We start from the raw sequence: 16392 nt of genomic DNA on the forward strand, positions 1-16392 counted from the left end.
ACCCGTAAAAGAGTATGCCCCAATGGGGGCGCCCGGTCCGGCAAGAGGCCGCAAGGACCGGCCCCGTCGTTTTCACGGACTTTTTGAAACGGAGCGCTGATGTCTGACGCGGCCACATCCCGGCTCGGCAAGGGGCCGTCATTCCGAATGGATTTCTCCTATTCCCTGTGGTGGAACCTGCTGCTCATCACGGTTGGCGCATTGCTCGTGGCCGTGGGCATCAAGAGCCTGGCCGTGCCCCACGAGTTCATTCCGGGCGGCCTGTTCGGCCTGGCCACCCTGATCTACTACACCACCGGAACCCTGAATCCCGGCTGGATATATCTGCTCCTCAACGTCCCGCTCTTCGTCTTCGCCTGGGTCAAGGTCAGCCGACGCTTCTTCTGGTACAGCGCCTACGCCACTGCGGCCACCACCCTGTTCTACGAGCTGGCGACCATCCCCATCCAGGTGGAGAACCAGCTCTACGCCAGCGTGGCCTGCGGCGTCATTTCCGGTTTCGGCGCGGGCATCGTGCTGCGCTCGCTGGGGTCCAACGGCGGGCTCGACGTGATCGCGGTCTATCTCTTCCAGCGGTTCAACATCGGCATCGGCAAGGTCTACCTCGGCTTCAACGCGGCCCTGTTCAGCTTAAGCCTGTTCCGGCTGCCGCTGGACCTGATCATCGCCTCGCTCATCCTGGTCTTCATCACCGCCGTGATGGTGGACAACACCCTATCCATGTTCAACCAGCGCAAGGTCGTCTTCATCATCTCCAGCCACGCCGACGCCATCAGCCACGACATTCTGCACTCCCTGCGCCAGAGCGCCACCTTTCTGCGCGGCTTCGGAGCCTACTCGCGCCAGGAGAAGAACGTGCTCATGACCGTGGTCAACAACGTCCAACTCAAGAAGCTGGAGGAGATCACCTTCAGCCACGACGAGAACGCCCTGTTCATCGTGGAGAACACCTTCTCGGTCCTGGGCTCGAGTTTTTCCAAACGGAAAATCTACTGACCGCCCAACCCTCAAGTCGACGAGCATAATGGAAACGGCACTCAATTGAGTGCCGTTTCCATTATATTCGACCATATTTCATTCCGACAACGATCTTCCACCCATCCCCCACGAAACGGCAACAACGCGCACCGTATCTCATATGGCGGCACAATGCCCCGGGCCAAGCCTGTGCGGCGAACATCCCCCTCCGGCGTGCAAAGACCCCCTCCCCGCGACGGTTTGGAAAAAATACCATCGCGCTCAAAGTTTTCTCTTGCTACTCGCGACCTTTTCTTATCTAACTCAAAGATGGGAAGACAGTGTGCATGGAATGGTTCAACGGACTGCAACGGTATTTCACACCAACCCGGCGGACATCATGATACGGATTTCCAGAGACGAATGCATCAACACAGAAACCGCGACGCGCAAGGAGTGGCTTGATACCAACGGCATCGGCGGCTATGCGTCGAGCACCATCATCAACTGCCACACGCGCAAATACCACGGCCTGCTCGTGGCCGCGCTGACCAAACCCAAGGGACGGTTCGTCCTCCTCTCCAAGGTCGAAACCTCGCTGGTCGGCGGCGACAGGGAGTTCATCCTCTCCACCAACAAATATCCGGGGGTCTACCACCCCACCGGGCACCAGTTCGTGGACTCCTTCGAGCAGGGGCTGTTTCCGGCCATCACCTACCGCATCGGCGACGTGGTCATCAAAAAGACCATGATGACGGTTTACGGCGAGAACACCGTGCTCCTGTGCTACGAGATGCTGGAGGGCAAGGTCAGCCCCATCATGCGCCTCAGGCCCCTGCTGGCCTACCGGGACATCCACGCCCTGGCCAGGGAGAACATGTTCCTGCGGCCCAAGTGCTTTGTCGAGAAGAACGGCTGCATCATCGAACCCTACGAGGGCATGCCGCCCCTGCACATGGGCACCAACCGGGCATCGGAATTCTTCCCCGGCCCCAAGTGGTCCCTGAACCTGGAATACATCATCGAGCGCAACCGGGGCTTCGACTATCAGGAGGACCTGTTCTGCCCCGGCATGTTCGAGACGCGGCTGCACAAGGGCAAGCCGGTCATCTTCGCGGCCTCGGTGGAGCCCCTTGGCAACATGGAACACAAGCGCAAGGGCGAGGTGGCCCGGCGCGAGGCGCTCCTCGAGGCATCGAAGGACCGCACCAAAAGCGTCCACTGGGTCAAATATTTCGGGGACCAGTTCCTGGTCCGCAACACGTCCGGCTTCGCCTCGGTCATCGCGGGCTACCACTGGTTCGGCGAGTGGGGCCGCGACACCATGATCGCCCTGCCCGGGCTGACCTTCCACGCCGGGCGCCTGGAGTTCGGCGAGGAGGTGCTGGCCGCCTATGCCGGGCTTGAGCGCGACGGGCTGCTGCCCAACTATCTCGACCAAACGTCCGAGCACCTGGCCTACAACTCCATCGACGCCTCCCTGTGGTTCTTCTGGGCAGTGCAGGAATACCTCAAGGCCAAAGGGAGCCGCGCCTTTGTCATGGAGCGCGTCTACCCGGCCCTCAAGCACATCGTGGCCGCCCATCTGGACGGGCGGGTGCCCCTGTGCTCCATCGCGCCCGACGGGTTGCTCTATGCGGGCAACGCGTCCACCCAGCTCACCTGGATGGACGCCCAGGCCCATGGCAGGCCCGTCACCCCGCGCCACGGCGCGCCGGTGGAGATCAACGCCCTGTGGTACAACGCCCTCAAGTTCTTCCTGGAACTGGCCGGACCGGACGACGAGGCGCTGGCCGAGCGCGCCAGAGAGGCCGCCGCCCGGCTTGAAGCCAGCTTTGTCAACAAATTCTGGAGCCACGACGACCGCTGCCTGTGCGACGTGGTCAACGGCGACCGCCAGGACCGCTCCATCAGGCCCAACCAGGTCTTTGCCGTGTCCCTGCCCCACAGCCTGCTCGACGTGGCCCACATGCGCGACGTGGTCAGCAAGGTCCAGGCCCACCTGCTGACCCCCTACGGCCTGCGCACCCTGTCGCCGCGCGACCCGAAGTACTCGCCCTTCTACCGGGGCGACGCCGCCTCGCGCGACTCGGCCTACCACCAGGGCATGGTCTGGCCGTGGCTGGCCGGGCATTTCGGCGAGGCGCTGCTGCGCCAGGCCGAGGACAAGGCCGGGGCAAGGGCCTTCCTGCGTACCTACTTCAAGCCCATCCTGCGCGAGTTTCCCAACAATTTCGGCATCGCCTCGGTGCCCGAAATCTACACGGGCAACCCGCCGCACCTGCCCAAAGGGTGCATTGCCCAGGCATGGAGCGTGGGCGAGGCCATCAGGCTGAACAAGCTGTTGAGGAGCTGATCATGCGCGTACTCATGTTCGGGTGGGAGTTCCCCCCGTATATATCCGGCGGTCTCGGCACCGCCTGCCTCGGTCTGACAAAGGGCCTGGCAGGGCTGGGCACGGACATCGTGTTCGTGCTGCCCAAGCTCGAATCCGGCGAATCGGGCGGACACCTGACCCTGCTGGGCGCCAACCGCGTCCGGGCCAGGGTCGGCATCTCCGAAATCCTGGCCCTGCGCGAGCGGGTCAAGGTGCTTGAGGTGCTCTCGCCCCTGCGCCCCTATCTGACGGAAAGAGAATACCGCAGCATCCTCGAACACGACGAGTTCATCACCGCCAAGGACATTCTGGGCGAGGTGGAGAACGTGTTTGCCGGCGGCTACGGAAGCAACCTCATGGCCGAGATCGTGCGCTACAGCGTGGTGGCCGCGCACCTGGCCGCGTCCGAGCGGTTCGACGTCATCCACGCCCACGACTGGATGACCGCCCCGGCGGGCATCGAGGCCAAACGGGTCTCGGGCAAGCCGCTCGTGGTCCACGCCCACGCGCTGGAATTCGACCGCAGCGGGGACCATGTCAACCAGCAGGTCTATGACATCGAACGGGCGGGTTTCGAGGCCGCGGACCGGATCATCGCGGTGAGCCACTACACCATGGACACCATCGTCAAGCGCTACTCCATCGACCCGGCCAAGATCACCGTGGTCCACAACGCCGTGTCCAAAGAGCGGCGCTTCGGCCAGATGCGGCTGCAAAAGCCCCTCAAGGAGAAGATCGTCCTCTTCCTTGGCCGCATAACCTTCCAGAAGGGGCCGGACTACTTCGTGGAGGCCGCAGCCAGGGTGCTGAAGAAAAACCCGGACGTGCGCTTTGTCATGGCCGGGACGGGCGACATGTTCCCCCGCATGGTGGAGCGCATGGCCCAGTTGCGCATGGCCCACCGCTTCCATTTCCTCGGCTTCGTGCGCGGGGCGGACGTGGAGCGCATCTACGCCATGAGCGATCTCTACGTCATGCCCAGCGTGTCCGAACCGTTCGGCATCACCCCACTCGAGGCCATGGTCTACAACGTGCCAGCCATCGTCTCCCGGCAGTCGGGCGTGGCCGAAATCCTCGACCACGCGGTCAAGGTGGACTTCTGGGACGTGGACAGGCTCGCCTTCGAAATCCTCGACATCCTCGGCAACGAGGCCCGGGCCAGCGAACTGGCCGTGAAGGGCGTGGAAACCCTCAAGAAGATCAAATGGGAAATCGCGGCGGAGCATGTCCTCAACGTCTACATGGAACTCGCCGGAGGTGCGCGATGATCTCCGTATGCCTCTACTTCCAGGTGCATCAGCCCATGCGGCTCAACCAGGGATACTCGTTCTTCGACATCGGCCTTGGTCACGACTACCGCGACGACACGGCCAACCGCGATATCCTGCGCAAGGTGGCTGACAAATGCTATCTGCCCGCCAACCGGCTGATGCTCGATCTGATCAACGAGTTCAAGGGAAAGTTCAGGATATCCTACGCCATCACCGGCGTGGCCATGGAGCAGTTCCAGGAGTTCTGCCCCGAGGTGCTCGAATCCTTCCGCGCGCTGGCCGAAACCGGCTGCGTGGAGTTCATCGGCGAGACCCACTACCACTCCCTGTCGTTCCTCTTCTCAAAGGAGGAGTTCCGGCGGCAGGTGAAGATGCACGACAAGGTGCTCAAGGAGTTCTTCGGGGTCAAGCCAGTCACCTTCCGCAACACCGAGCTGATCTACAGCAACGACCTGGCCCTGGAAGTCGAGAAGATGGGCTACAAGACGATCCTGGCCGAGGGCGCGGACCATGTGCTGGGCTGGCGCTCCCCCAACTTCGTCTACCAGCCAGCCGGGTGCTGCAAGCTCAAGGCGCTGCTCAAGAATTACCGTCTCTCGGACGACGTGGCCTTCCGCTTCTCGGACCAGGGCTGGAGCGAGTGGCCGGTGACAGCCGAAAGATTCGCCAAATGGGTCCACGCCGTGGCCGGCAACGGCGAGGTGGTCAACCTGTTCATGGACTACGAGACCATCGGCGAGCACCAGTGGGCCGAAACCGGCATCTTCGAGTTCTTCCGCGCCCTGCCGGGAGCCATCCTCGACCATCCGGACTTCACCTTCAAGACCCCTTGCGAGGCGGCCGCCGGGCTCGACCCCAAGGCCCAGATCGACGTGCCCCACTTCACCTCCTGGGCCGACCTGGAGCGCGATGTCACGGCCTGGCTCGGCAACCCCATGCAGGATCAGGCGGCGGAGCTGGCCTATGCCCTGGAGGACCGGGTGCTGGCCACGGGCGACGATGACCTCATCGCCACCTGGCGGGAGTTGCTGACCAGCGACCATTTCTATTATATGTGCACCAAGTGGTTCTCGGACGGCGACGTGCACAAGTACTTCAACCCCTATGAGACCCCGCATCAGGCGTTCATCACCTACATGAACGCCCTCAACGATCTGACATTGACCGTGGACCGCAGACTCGGCAACAAGTGACCGCAGGAGTGAACCCGATGGAATCCAGTTGGCTGTTCGAAGTATCGTGGGAAGTATGCAACAAGGTGGGCGGCATCCATACCGTCATCAGCAGCAAGGCAGCCGAAGCCATGGCCGCCTTTGATGGCCGCTACGTGGCCATCGGCCCCCTGCTCGACCGCAATCCGGGGTTCGACCCCTGCGACCCGCCCGAGGAATTCGCCGCCACTCTGGAGCGGCTCAAGCAGCACAACATCCCCACCAGCGTGGGCCAGTGGGACATCCCCGGCAGGCCGTGGGTTCTGCTCGTCGATTTCCAGGGGGCCTTCCCGACCCACGACAAGCTCCTTTTCCAACTGTGGAACGACTTTGGCGTGGACTCCATGACCGGCGGCTGGGACTACATCGAGCCGCTGGTCTTCAGCACCACCGCGGCCATGGTCATCAAGGAGATTCATGACGACGTGGAGGGCGTGTCCGAGGTCTTTGCCCATTTCCACGAATGGATGTCCGGCGCGGGCGTACTCTACCTCAAGAAACAGGCGCCCGCCGTGGCCACCCTGCTGACCACCCACGCCACCATGCTTGGCCGGGCCATGTCCGGCTCCGGGGTGGACATCTACGAGCGGCTGGAGGAGATCGAGCCGTCCCAGGAGGCCAAGGCATACGGGGTGGCGGCCAAGCACTCCATGGAGTCCGTGGCCGCGCGCGAGGCAGACTGCTTTGCCACCGTGTCAGACATCACCCGGCGCGAGGCGTCCAACCTGCTGGGCACCAACCCGGCTGTGGTCACCTTCAACGGCTTCAACCTCGAAGGCTTTGCCGAGCCTGTGGCAGTGGAAAAAACGCGCAAGACCGCCCGCAACCGGCTCATCGACCTCGCCTCCCGCTTTCTGGAGCGCGACCTGAAGCCGGACAAGACCCTGCTGGTGGCCACCAGCGGCAGATACGAGTTCCACAACAAGGGCATCGACCTGCTCATCGAGAGCCTGGCCCAAGTGGACGGAGAGCTGGCCAAGGCAGACTCGGACATGACCGTGGTCACCTTCCTGCTGGTCACCTGCGGCTACGCGGGCTTCAGCGAGGAGGCGCGCAAGCGGCTCAAGGACGAGCACTACAGCATCGAGAAATACGGCGGCATCGCCACCCACCATCTCGGCGACTCGGACCGCGACTCCATCGTGCTCAAATGCCGCGAGATGAAGCTGAACAATGAGCCTGCCAACCGCTGCTGCGTCATCTTCATTCCGGTCTACCTCGACGGCAACGACGGCATCCTCAACCTGGAATACTACGACGCCCTGGCGGGCATGGACCTGACCGTTTTCCCCTCCTTCTACGAGCCGTGGGGCTACACCCCCATGGAGAGCGCGGCCTTTTACGTGCCCACCATCACGGCGGACCGGGCCGGTTTCGGCCAGTGGGTCATGGAGCGGCACCCTGGCGGGCACCCCGGCGTCATGGTCCTCAACCGGCTCCGGGACAACTTCCGCACCGCCGCAGGCAAGCTGGCCAAGACCCTGCTCGACTTCACCCGCTGGTCGCCCGAGGAGCGCGCCTTTCGCCGCGGCGAGGCCCGGCGCATCGCCGAAGAGGCCACCTGGAAGAACTTCTATCCCCTCTACATCGAGGCCTATGAACTGGCCGCGGGCATCCGCACCGAGCGGGTGGCGGGCGTGCAACGCATGGCCATGGCCCCGGGCAAACTGTTCAGCTTCACCGGCGTCAACACCACCCAGCCCAGGCTCAAGTCCTTCTCGGTCATCACCGACCTGCCGGACAACCTGGCCAGATTGCGCGACCTGGCCTCCAACCTCTGGTGGGTCTGGCACCGCGACGCCCAGGAGATATTCGAGGGCATCGACGCCCAGCGGTGGCAGCAATGCGGCCACAACCCGGTGGAATTCCTGAACGCACTGGACCCGGAGCGCATTGCCCATGTGGCGGACGACGCGGCCTTCATGGGCCGCGTCAAGGAGGTACTCGCCCGCTTCGACGCCTACATGGCCGAGAGCGGCAAGGCGGATCACGGAGGCATTACCTGGAGCAACCCCATCTCCTACTTCTCCATGGAATTCGGCCTGCACGAGTCCATCCCCATCTACTCCGGCGGCCTGGGCCTCCTGGCTGGCGACCACATCAAGTCGGCCAGCGACCTCAACCTGCCCTTTATCGGCGTCTCGCTGCTCTACAAGAACGGCTACTTTCACCAGCGCATCAACGGCAACGGCGAGCAGGTGGTCGAGTACCACGAGAACAACTTCGCCTCCATGCCCATCATCCCGCTGCAAAACGGCGACTCGGACCGCGTCCTGGTGACCGTGGACCTGCCGGGCCGCCCCATTTACGCCCAGGTCTGGGAGGTGCGCGTGGGCCGGGCCAAGCTCTATCTGCTCGACACCGACGTGCCCGAGAACTCCCGCACCGACCGCGACATCGCGGCCAAGCTCTACGAACCGTCGTCCAAGGGACGCATCGAGCAGGAGATCCTGCTCGGCGTGGGCGGCGTGCGCATGTTCAAGACCCTGGGCATCACCCCCTGCCTCTACCACCTCAACGAGGGCCACTCGGCCTTCCTGCTCTTCGAGCGCATCCGGCAGCTCATGCGCCTTGAGGGCGTTGATTTCGCAACGGCCAAGGAGATCGTGCGCGGGTCCACCTGCTTCACCATGCACACCCCGGTCCCGGCGGGCAACGAGCGGTTCGAGCGCTCCCTGGTGGAGAACTACTTCCGCGGCTACGCCGCCGAGATGGACGTGCCCTGGGACGCCCTGTGGAACCTCGGCCACATGTACGCCGAGGAGGCGGACCACCTGAACATGACCGTACTTGCCCTCCAGCTCTCCTACGTCAGAAACGGCGTCAGCAAGCTGCACGGCGAGGTCTCCCGGCGCATGTGGATGGACCTGTGGCGGGGCTTCCTGTTCAGCGAGGTGCCAGTGGGCCACATCACCAACGGCGTGCACATCACCACCTGGCTCGACGAACGGCTCAGGCGCGACATTGAGGAGACCTGCAACATCTCGGTCCACTCGGCCCTTTCCGACGACATCGACTGGGCCGGGCTGGACGACATCGACGACCGCCGCCTGTGGGACACCCACATCGCCCTCAAGCACCGGCTCTACGACGAGATCCGCCGCTCCATCTCCAACCAGTGGGCGCGCGAAGGCGAGCCGCCAAACCGGCTGCGCACCTTCCTCGACACCCTCAACCCGGACCACCTGACCCTGTGCTTCGCCCGGCGGTTCACGGCCTACAAGCGGCCCACGCTGCTGTTTCACAACCTGAACAAGGTCAAGGAACTGTTCCGCAACCCCGAAAAACCCATCAACATCATCTTCGCGGGCAAGGCACACCCGGCAGACACCATCGGCTCGAGCTTCATCAACCTCATCTGCCGGCTGGCCAAGCAGGACGACTTCCTTGGCCGGGTCATCTTCCTTGAGAGCTACGACATCCGGCTGGCCCGCCTGCTCGTCTCCGGCTCTGACGTGTGGCTGAACAACCCCACCCGGCTGATGGAGGCCAGCGGCACCAGCGGCATGAAGGCCGCCCTCAACGGCGTGCCCAACTGCAGCATCCTCGACGGCTGGTGGGACGAGGCCTTTGACACCAAAAACGGCTGGGCCGTGGGCCAGGGGCTGGTCTATGAGACCCAGGTCAACCAGGACATCGTGGACGCCGACAACCTCTACGCCGTGCTCGAAACCGAAGTGGTGCCGGAGTTTTACGACCGGGGCGACGGCGTGCCCCACGGCTGGATCAAACGGATGAAGGAATCCATGAAGACCGCCTTCAAGCAGTACGGCACCCACCGCATGGTCCGCGACTACATCAGCGACATGTACCTGCCCACCCTGGCCCTGGCTGCGCGGCGCAACAAGAACAAGTACGCCCTGGCCAAGGACGTGGGCACGTGGCAGCGGCGCATCCCGGGCCGCTTCTCCACGGTCAACATCAAGGAGATCCGGGTGGAGGGCATCCACGGCGACGTGTTCATGCTCGGCAACACCCTGCGGATATCGGCCAAGGTGGACAAGGGGCAATTGCTCCAGGAGGAGATGCTGGTGGAACTGATCGTGGCCAGCCCAGGCGAGGATACGGTCCTCGACTGCAAGCCGCTCAAGCTCAAGCACACCGAGGGCAACAACCTGGAGTTCCGGGTCGAGTACACCCCGGCCTCGTCCGGCACCTGCCGCTACGGCATCCGGGTCATCCCGGTCCATCCGGGCCTTGGCACCAAGTACGAGACCCGCCTGATCCGATGGAGCTGAGCAACCGGACCGGAACGCATCAGGCCCGGAAGCGCCCCCGCCAGGGAAGCGCCTCCGGGCCTTTCCGCGCCCTGGCGCAATTCCCCTTGCCAGTTCAACTCTCCGGGATTACAGCGGTCACGAGGAACCAGACATGCGCAAATACATGATCGCCACCCCGGACAACGCGGCCCACGACACCCTGGAGACGATCCTTGCCCCCTCGGGCGAGGGCGAGACCTTCTCGGACATGGCCGCCCTGCGCTCGGCCCTGGCCACCCGCCCGGTGGACGTGCTGTTCGTGGATTATGGCCTGCTGACCGAGGGCGGATTGTCCCACCGCGACGGCATCAGCGCGGTCTGGCAGGGCCACCAGGACGTGGAGATCGTCATCCTGGTCCAGCCCGACGAAATCCGCCGCGCCGTGGACGCCGTCAAATCCGGCGCGTCCGACTATCTGACCTATCCGGTCAACGCCGCCGAGGTGCAACTGGTTCTGGAGCGGCTGGACAAGAACCTCATCCTGACCACCGAGCTGGACTACCTCAGGGACCAGTTCTGGAACGAGGAAGCCCTGCGCGTGGTCAGGACCAACAGCCCGGCCATGCGCGAGGCGTTCGCCAAGGTCCGCCAGATGGCCGGGACCAAGACCACGGTGCTGCTCACCGGCGAGACCGGCACGGGCAAAAGCCTCATCGCCAAGCTCATCCACTCCCACAGCGTGCGGCGCGACGCCCCGTTCGTCAGCGTCCACTGCGGAGCCATCCCGGACACCCTGATCGAGAGCGAGCTGTTCGGCCACGAAAAGGGCGCCTTCACCGGCGCGGCCAAGCGCAAGATAGGCAAGTTCGGCCTGGCCGAGGGCGGCACCATGTTCCTCGACGAGGTGGGCACCATCTCCCAGCCCATGCAGGTCAAGCTTTTAAGCGTGCTCCAGGACAAGACCATCCAGCGCGTGGGCTGCGACCAGGACATCCCGGTGGACGTGCGCATCATCGCGGCCACCAACGACTCGTTGCGCGACATGTGCGAGAAGGGATTCTTCCGCAAAGACCTCTACTACCGGCTCAACGTCTTTCCCATTGAGATACCGCCGCTGCGAGAGCGCAAGAGCGACATCTTCTCCTTTGCCGAGGTCTTCATCCGCCACTTCAGCAGCCAGCTGGGCAAGAGCATCAAGGGGCTGCACCCCAAGACGCTGGACGCCTTCCAGCGCTACTCCTGGCCCGGCAACGTGCGCGAGCTTGAAAATCTCATCGAGCGCGCCTGCATCCTTGAGCGGAGCGAGCTGATCACGCCCGACAGCATCCCCCAGGATCTCTTTGCCCCTGGTCACGGCCCGGTCACGGGGCGCACCGACATCTCCATCCCCCTGGGCCGGGCGAGACAGAACGTGGTGGACGCCTTTGAGCGCAGCTACCTGGCCGAACTGCTCGAAGCCACCCACGGCAGGATCAAGGACGCCGCCCAATGGGCCGGAATCACCCCGCGTCAGTTGCATAAGCTCATGTCCCGCCATGGGTTGCAGCGCCGGGACTTCCGCACCCAGGGCAAAAAGGTGAACTGACACTTCACACTGAACCTTTTCGGAACCCTCAGTTCACACTTTTTCGATATCCCAATTATTTCAAGATATTCTCTGTAAATCCTCCGACAGGACAGCCCCTGAGCCAGCCTCTGCCCGGCCCAGCCGCGGAAACAGGAACTCGCGGTTCCTGCCCATCCACAGGGGCCAGTCAAAATATTCCTTGTTTTTCAGACTATTACACAGTTGGCCCCATATATGCTTTGCAGTGCCGACCCCGTTTATTCACCAAGGAGCATGCATGGGACACAGGACACGCAAATCCGCGCCTGAAAGCGAGACCGTCATCGGCGTGCTCATTCCGCACGGCTGGGACGAGCATTTCAGCGTCACAAGCATTTCCCTGGCATGCGACGGCGAGAGAGAGATCGTCATCAACAACCTGGATGCCCACCCCGGGCTGCTCGTCCTGCTGCGCAAGCGGATCAGCGCCACCGGCGCAGTGGTCCGTGACGAACAGGGGGAATCCATGGCCGTGCAGTCATACCGGCCTCTCAAGGAAAACGACGGCAACGATTTTGAACCAAAGGGAACGACACATGAAAATTCGCTCTAGCGTTTGGGCGGCCCTGCTGCTCTTGCTGGCATGCGCGACGGTCGGGTTCGCGGCGCAGGCCAGGGCAGCGGAGCTGTTGGAAATCGAGGCGGACATCACCGTGGAGGGCATTGTCGCCGTCATGGACGACGGGGTGTTTCTCGACGACGGGGTCCGGCTCTTTCTCCTGATCGACATGGAGGACCCGAGGTACGAGGGCATGACCGTGGAGGTCTTCGGCCAGTACCTGCTGGTGGACGAGATGCCCGCCATCAAGGTCCAGGAGATCATCGTGCTTGATGAAGCCCCCCGCGAGCGGGAGCAGAACACCCCTGTCGGCACGTCCGACAGCAATGGGTGACGACGCCAACCATTTCACCAAACGAGGACACAGCAATGATTGAGATCGCAGCATGCACCGAACAGGAGCCTCCCCTTCCCCTGGTTTCCGAGCATGAAACCGCCGAGGAGGCCCGCACCGACGCCCCCCATGGCGACAGCGCCTACCCGTCCCTGCGCGCCTTTTGCGAGCACGTTTTTCCGGGAGTGACCGAAGCGCAGTGGAACGACTGGCGCTGGCAGATCGACAACCGCATCCTTGACGTGGACATGGTTGAAAAGATCCTTGGTTACTCCCGCGCCGGGTCCATGCCCCTTGGCAAGGGACTGCCCATGGCCGTGACCCCCTACTACCTCGGCGTGGCCGCCGTGGCCGGGTCCGCGAGCCTGCGCCGGTGCATCGAGCCGACCATCCACGAATTCGTCATGGACCAGAGCGAGGCCGAAGACCCGCTGGGCGAGGAAGGCCACATGGTCGTGCCCGGCATCGTCCACCGCTATCCCGACCGGGTCCTGTTCCTGGCCACCGACTACTGCTCCACCTACTGCCGCTACTGCACCCGCTCCCGGCTGGTGGGCAGGAATGGCCGCAAGCACGACACCAAGAAATGGAAAAGCGCCATCGCCTATATCAGGAACACCCCGGCCATCCGCGACGTGCTCCTGTCCGGCGGCGATCCGCTGACCCTGCCCGACGACCGGCTCGACTGGCTGCTCACCGAGCTGCGCGCCATTCCCCATGTGGAGATCATCCGCATCGGGACCAAGGTGCCCGCCGTGCTGCCCCAGCGCATCACGCCGGAGCTGACGGCCATGCTCAGGAAGCACCATCCGCTTTTCATCAGCCTGCATTTCGCCCACCCGGACGAGCTGACGGCAGAGACCGTGCGCGCCTGCACCATGCTGGCCGACGCGGGTATTCCGCTGGGCAGCCAGACCGTGTTGCTCAAGGGCGTCAACGACGACACCAACACCATGAAGCGGCTCATGCAGGGGCTGCTCAAGGCGCGGGTGCGTCCCTACTACCTCTACCAGTGCGACCCCATCCCCGGCTCGGCCCACTTCAGGACGCGCGTGGAAAAGGGGCTTGAAATCATCCAGGGGCTGCGCGGCCACACCTCGGGCTATGCAGTGCCCAGCTACGTCATCGACGCCCCGGGCGGCGGCGGCAAGATTCCCCTGCTGCCCGAATACTACGTGGGCCGCGACGAGCGCGGCGTGATCCTGCGCAACTACGAGGGCAACATCTACACCTACCCCGATCCCGAACCAGCCACCGCCACCCGGCTCCTTGAGGAAGTGGAATGAATATCGGCATGACCTACGACCTCAAGGACGACTACCTCAAAGAGGGGCTGTCGTGCGAAGAGGCCGCAGAGTTCGACTCCGAGGTGACCATCGCGGGCATCGAGCGGGTGCTCACCGGGCTCGGCCATGCGGTGGACCGCATCGGCAACATCTCGGCCCTGGTCGCGCGCCTGGCCGCGGGCGACCGGTGGGACATGGTCTTCAACATCGCCGAGGGGCTCCACGGCCTGGGGCGCGAGGCCCAGGTTCCGGCCCTGCTCGACGCGTGGTCCATTCCCTACTCCTTCTCCGGGCCGGAGCTGATGGCCCTGACCCTGCACAAGGGCTGGACCAACGCGGTGGTCCGCTCCCTTGGCGTAGCCACCGCCGACTTTGCGGTGGTCACCCGGATCGAAGATGTGGACTCAATGTCCCTGCCCTTCCCGCTCTTTGTCAAACCCGTGGCCGAGGGCACCAGCAAGGGCATCACCGAGCGCTCCCTGGTCCGCGACCCCGCGGCCCTGCGCGAGGTCTGCGCCGACCTGCTGACCACTTTCCGCCAGCCCGCGCTGGTGGAGACCTACCTGCCGGGCAGGGAGTTCACCGTCGGGCTGCTGGGCAGCGGCGACGAGAGCCGCGTGGCCGGGGTCATCGAGGTCAGGGCCGTGGGCAAGGGCGACGCCACGGCCTACACCTATGAAAACAAGCAGGACTGGACCCGGCGTGTTGCCTACGAACTGGTGGACGACGAGGTCGCCATGGCCGCCGCGAGCCTGGCCCTCAAGGCGTGGCGGGGCCTGGGCTGCCTGGACGCAGGCCGCATCGACGTGCGCCTGGGCGCGGACGGCGCGCCCCGCTTCATCGAGGTCAACCCGCTGCCCGGCCTCAACCCCGAGAGTTCGGACCTGCCCATCCTGTGGCGCCTGGGCGGCAAATCGTATGACGCCCTGATCCGGGAAATATTTCACTCCGCCGCCCGCCGCAAGGCGCGAAACAACGGCAACCGCGAGGTCACACCATGAGACGGACCGCAGCCATCGTCAGAAACCGGGTCCCGCGCGGAGCCGCCAGCGACGTGGCCGATGTCATCGACCAGAGCCGGTTCGTCAGCCGTGTCCTGCGCGAGCTGGGCTGGAGCGTGGTCGAGGTGGAGCTCGGCTCGGACCTGGGCGAGGCCGTGAGCACGCTCCAGGGCATTCGGCCCGGCGTGGTCTTCAACCTCGTTGAGAGCATCATGGATTCCGACGAACTGGCCAACCTGACACCGGTCATCTTCCGCAAGCTCGGCCTGCCCTTCACCGGGGCGGACAGCTCTGTGCTGTTCCTGACCAACGACAAGCTGGCCGCCAAACGGCACATGCAGTCCGTGGGCCTGCCCACCCCGGCGGGCGTGGACGAGACCGGCCTCAAGCGGGGCCGCTTCCCCGGGCCGGGCCGCTACATCGTCAAGAGCCGGTGCGAGCATGCCTCCCTGGGCCTTGACGAAACCTCGGTGGTCAATGTCAAGACCGCCGACGAGTTGCTGGCCGCCATGGCCGCCCGCCGCCACAAGCTGGGCGGGTCCTGCCTGGCAGAGCGGTTCATTGATGGCCGCGAGTTCAGCGTCTCCCTGCTCGAAACCGCACACCACGCCTCCGTGGTCCTCGGCTCGGCGGAGATCGTCTTCCGGGCCGACATGCCGGTCAAGATCGTGGGCTACGACGCCAAGTGGGAAGAGGGGTCGGACGCGGACCTGTCCACGGTGCGCGGGTTCGCTTTTCGCAAGGCCGAGCCCGGACTGGCCGCGCGCCTGGAGCAGACCGCCCGCGACTGTTGGGACGAGATGGGACTGAGCGGCTACGCCCGTGTGGATTTCAGGGTGGACGCCGAGGGTGCCCTGTCCATCATCGATGTCAACGCCAACCCCTGCCTCTCGGAAAACGCCGGGTTCATGGCCACGGCCAGGGAGTCGGGCAGAAAGCCGTCCGATGTCATTTCGGCCATCGTGGACGGCGCGCTCAGGCGGCACGTCGGCGAAAGAAAGGCGGCCTGACGTGAGCGAACCTGAAATCGTCCCCATGGACATCGAGTTTGGTGACGAGCTGGCCGTGGAGGATGTGCGCACCCTCTGCGCCCTGGCCGCCGAGACCCGCTTCTTTTCGGAAGAGGAGGTGCTCATCGTGGAGGAGCTGGCCTGGGCGGCCATCACCGAGGGCGAGGAGAGCGGCTACCACTTCCTGCTGGCCCGGCCCGCAGGGGACAGACAGGCCGCGCCTGTCGGTTTTGCCTGCTTCGGGCAGGTGCCGTGCACGTGCGGCAGCTGGGACCTCTACTGGATCGTGGTCGATCAGGCCATGCAGGGCCACGGCCTGGGCAGGCGCATCCTGCGCGAATCCGAGCGGCGAGTGCTCGCCCTTGGCGGGCGCAAGATGTTTCTTGAGACCTCGTCGCGCGAGCAGTACACTCCCACCAGAGGCTTCTACGAGGCGTGCGGCTACCGGCTCGAATCACGCCTGCTCGATTATTATGACCGGGGCGAGGACTGCCACATCTACACCAGAACCCTCGACTGACTGAGCGCCGAGCCCCGCGTCCAGAACAGCGCCAGACGCCGGTGGCCCCGCCGGGCCTGAA

12 protein-coding genes are annotated in these 16392 nt (G+C 64.3%); all 12 read left to right on the forward strand.

From position 1 onward, the window contains the following. The first annotated feature begins 99 nt into the window (after nucleotides 1–99). The 12 genes from DAES_RS13580 (at nucleotide 100) to DAES_RS13635 (ending at nucleotide 16331) form a co-directional block, all read left to right on the forward strand. The gene (locus tag DAES_RS13580) at nucleotides 100–996 is read left to right on the forward strand and encodes a YitT family protein (RefSeq protein ID WP_013515607.1); all 897 of its coding nucleotides are present in this window, start codon (nucleotides 100–102) and stop codon (nucleotides 994–996) included. Nucleotides 997–1357: 361 nt separating this feature from the next. Further along, a complete protein-coding gene (locus tag DAES_RS13585; protein WP_013515608.1) occupies nucleotides 1358–3313 on the forward strand; it encodes an amylo-alpha-1,6-glucosidase in 1956 nt (651 codons plus the stop codon). Nucleotides 3314–3315: 2 nt separating this feature from the next. Beyond that, a complete protein-coding gene (locus DAES_RS13590; RefSeq protein ID WP_013515609.1) occupies nucleotides 3316–4602 on the forward strand; it encodes a glycosyltransferase family 4 protein in 1287 nt (428 codons plus the stop codon). Continuing rightward, complete coding sequence (locus tag DAES_RS13595) at nucleotides 4599–5798, forward strand: glycoside hydrolase family 57 protein (RefSeq protein ID WP_013515610.1); 1200 nt, start codon at nucleotides 4599–4601, stop codon at nucleotides 5796–5798. The genes DAES_RS13590 and DAES_RS13595 overlap by 4 nt, the downstream gene beginning before the upstream one ends. Nucleotides 5799–5815: 17 nt before the next feature. Then, nucleotides 5816–10054 (forward strand): alpha-glucan family phosphorylase, encoded by a 4239-nt coding sequence (glgP, locus tag DAES_RS13600; RefSeq protein WP_013515611.1) that lies wholly within the window; start codon nucleotides 5816–5818, stop codon nucleotides 10052–10054. Between the two features lie 133 nt (nucleotides 10055–10187). Then, nucleotides 10188–11600 carry a sigma-54 dependent transcriptional regulator gene (locus DAES_RS13605; protein ID WP_013515612.1) on the forward strand — a complete coding sequence of 471 codons (1413 nt, stop codon included), beginning with the start codon at nucleotides 10188–10190 and terminating at the stop codon, nucleotides 11598–11600. A gap of 259 nt (nucleotides 11601–11859) precedes the next feature. Then, a complete protein-coding gene (locus DAES_RS13610) occupies nucleotides 11860–12174 on the forward strand; it encodes a hypothetical protein (RefSeq protein ID WP_013515613.1) in 315 nt (104 codons plus the stop codon). Next, on the forward strand, nucleotides 12158–12514 hold the full coding sequence (locus tag DAES_RS13615) for a hypothetical protein (RefSeq protein WP_013515614.1): 357 nt from the start codon (nucleotides 12158–12160) through the stop codon (nucleotides 12512–12514). The genes DAES_RS13610 and DAES_RS13615 overlap by 17 nt, the downstream gene beginning before the upstream one ends. Before the next feature lie 35 nt (nucleotides 12515–12549). Next, a complete protein-coding gene (locus DAES_RS13620; protein ID WP_013515615.1) occupies nucleotides 12550–13800 on the forward strand; it encodes a KamA family radical SAM protein in 1251 nt (416 codons plus the stop codon). Next, nucleotides 13797–14801, forward strand: coding sequence for a D-alanine--D-alanine ligase family protein (locus DAES_RS13625; protein WP_013515616.1), 1005 nt, complete (start codon nucleotides 13797–13799; stop codon nucleotides 14799–14801). Before DAES_RS13620 ends, DAES_RS13625 begins: the two co-directional genes overlap by 4 nt. Continuing rightward, the gene (locus DAES_RS13630; RefSeq protein WP_013515617.1) at nucleotides 14798–15811 is read left to right on the forward strand and encodes a D-alanine--D-alanine ligase family protein; all 1014 of its coding nucleotides are present in this window, start codon (nucleotides 14798–14800) and stop codon (nucleotides 15809–15811) included. Before DAES_RS13625 ends, DAES_RS13630 begins: the two co-directional genes overlap by 4 nt. Nucleotide 15812: 1 nt before the next feature. Next, a complete protein-coding gene (locus DAES_RS13635) occupies nucleotides 15813–16331 on the forward strand; it encodes a GNAT family N-acetyltransferase (protein WP_013515618.1) in 519 nt (172 codons plus the stop codon). The last annotated feature ends 61 nt before the right edge of the window (nucleotides 16332–16392 follow it).

Source organism: Pseudodesulfovibrio aespoeensis Aspo-2, assembly GCF_000176915.2.
Taxonomy (GTDB): Bacteria; Desulfobacterota; Desulfovibrionia; order Desulfovibrionales; family Desulfovibrionaceae; genus Pseudodesulfovibrio; species Pseudodesulfovibrio aespoeensis.

Coding starts and splice junctions, on each gene's coding strand:
- DAES_RS13630 (WP_013515617.1), top strand. CDS start 14,798: ATGAGACGGACCGCAGCCATCGTCAGAAACCGGGTCCCGCGCGGAGCC.
- glgP (WP_013515611.1), top strand. CDS start 5,816: ATGGAATCCAGTTGGCTGTTCGAAGTATCGTGGGAAGTATGCAACAAG.
- DAES_RS13590 (WP_013515609.1), top strand. CDS start 3,316: ATGCGCGTACTCATGTTCGGGTGGGAGTTCCCCCCGTATATATCCGGC.
- DAES_RS13580 (WP_013515607.1), top strand. CDS start 100: ATGTCTGACGCGGCCACATCCCGGCTCGGCAAGGGGCCGTCATTCCGA.
- DAES_RS13615 (WP_013515614.1), top strand. CDS start 12,158: ATGAAAATTCGCTCTAGCGTTTGGGCGGCCCTGCTGCTCTTGCTGGCA.
- DAES_RS13595 (WP_013515610.1), top strand. CDS start 4,599: ATGATCTCCGTATGCCTCTACTTCCAGGTGCATCAGCCCATGCGGCTC.
- DAES_RS13605 (WP_013515612.1), top strand. CDS start 10,188: ATGCGCAAATACATGATCGCCACCCCGGACAACGCGGCCCACGACACC.
- DAES_RS13620 (WP_013515615.1), top strand. CDS start 12,550: ATGATTGAGATCGCAGCATGCACCGAACAGGAGCCTCCCCTTCCCCTG.
- DAES_RS13585 (WP_013515608.1), top strand. CDS start 1,358: ATGATACGGATTTCCAGAGACGAATGCATCAACACAGAAACCGCGACG.
- DAES_RS13610 (WP_013515613.1), top strand. CDS start 11,860: ATGGGACACAGGACACGCAAATCCGCGCCTGAAAGCGAGACCGTCATC.
- DAES_RS13625 (WP_013515616.1), top strand. CDS start 13,797: ATGAATATCGGCATGACCTACGACCTCAAGGACGACTACCTCAAAGAG.